Origin of the sequence: Pseudoalteromonas sp. SR45-5 (genome assembly GCF_014163565.1) — a bacterium.
GTDB lineage: Bacteria > Pseudomonadota > Gammaproteobacteria > Enterobacterales > Alteromonadaceae > Pseudoalteromonas > Pseudoalteromonas distincta.
Window position 1 is genome coordinate 1 of sequence record NZ_JACJDN010000725.1, and the last position, 1,830, is coordinate 1,830.

Genomic DNA, 1,830 nt, shown 5'->3' on the forward strand with positions numbered 1-1,830 from the left:
TTTAGTTTTATTTATTGGCGTTACTTTAAACTCGATAACTTCTGCCATATTTTCATTAATGTTTTTCATTTATTACCCCAGCGGCTTATCTTTTTAAAATACGTGTTATTTGGTTTATTAAAACACCTTGTTTCACTGGCTTTAATAACATGTCATCAAAGCCCTGATTTACATATTTAGATTCTGTATCGGGTGTCGATGTATGCGCAATTATTTTAGTTTTAGAATTATCACTGTGTTTTTTAATTTTTAACATAGCGTCAGTTCCCGACAATTCTGGCATTACTATATCCATTAGAATAATGTCGTAACTATTTTGCGAAACCATCAACATAGCCTCTATCGCACTGCATGCGTAATCTATTATGATATTCTGATCTTTTAGCATTGCCCTAATCACAATTTCTACAAGTGGATCGTCATCAACAAGTAGTAGCGTGTTTTGGTGATTTTTAGTCACTAAACTCGCTTTTACTAAATCAGTATTTAATGATCTACTTGGTACTTTTTGCACATTGTCTTTATCTTGCTTCGTTACTTTGTTTACCAGCATAGAAAGCGTTATCGTTGATTTATTCGCGTTACTACTTACAGTTATCGCTTTACCACCTAACATTTTAAATATTGAGATAAAAAACTTTAACTCTAATGAAACGTCTTTATCATCTATGAGACGTGCTATATCATCACCCGATATACTTTTAAGCTCAGTTATAAAGTAACTACTGTCGATTAAATTGCTTAATGAAAAGTCTAGGTGTAAGTAATTACGGTTACTTTCATTTTTAATCTGAGCGTCAATTGAAAGCGTTGTATTATTTGACGAATCCAAAACCTCTGTCACTAACTGAATAACCAATTGAGAAATTAACTTTTCATCGCTTACCACGGTTAACCCAGGCGTAATATTATTTTTAAGAACTATTTTTTTGTTTTCAGCTTCTTTAGTTAAAATCGAAATATTATTATTGATCATATGATTCAGGTTAACGTTTTTGGCCTGCAGTTTTAACTTACCTATTTCCGATTTATTTATATTTACGAGTTGTTGAATTACACTTTCGAGCTGGTCGCATGCATCAGAAATATTCCCCACATTGTTTTTAAATTCGTTAAAGCTTATTGGATCTTTAGATATTTCAACTAATGACTTTAAAGATGATAAAGGCGTTTTTAATTGACGGCTAAGCCTTGTAACAAATTTTTCTTTTAATTGATTTGTCTGTTTTGATTTTTCAAGAACATCAGCGAGTAAACATTCTTTTTGATGTGCCTCTGTATCATCTCTAAAGTAGCAAACGAAACCATTAAAATCTGTATGTCTTTGTAATACAGTTATCCACTTCCCGTCTGTAAAACCTATATCTATTAATTGGTTACGCTCATCATCAAGCTTATGATGTTCATGGTAATGATTTATAATATTATGCTGTTGTGCAATACTTATCAGCTGGCTATACGATAGCTGACCGTTTTGTTTATTCACCTGTGCAAATAAAAGATTAAATGCATTGTTAGTAATCACAGGAAATTCGTGGCTATTAAAAATAGCAAACCCATGCGGCAATGCATCAAGAGAACTTGAAAATAGCTCTTCCCTATTAAGTATTAACTGATTTTTTTGTTTTATTTCGTTGTGTAAACGTCTTGGCAAACGTAAAAAATAATACACAAAGGCAAATACACAAAAAGAGATTAACCCTAATCTAATTAAACTATATTTAGTTATTTGTGGGCGTACTATTATATTCATAGGTTGCACATGTAAGCGCCATGTAGGTGGAAAACGACTACTTAAAGCGCTAATACTATTTTTAATTATACTCGGGC

Annotated in this window: 1 protein-coding gene; it reads right to left on the reverse strand. The window is 31.9% G+C overall.

Going from position 1 to position 1,830, the window contains the following annotated elements; genetic code table 11:
• Positions 1-85 precede the first annotated feature (85 nt).
• The coding region (locus tag H5072_RS21335) for a response regulator (RefSeq protein ID WP_259395984.1) at positions 86-1,830 on the reverse strand (1,745 nt) is incomplete at its 5' end.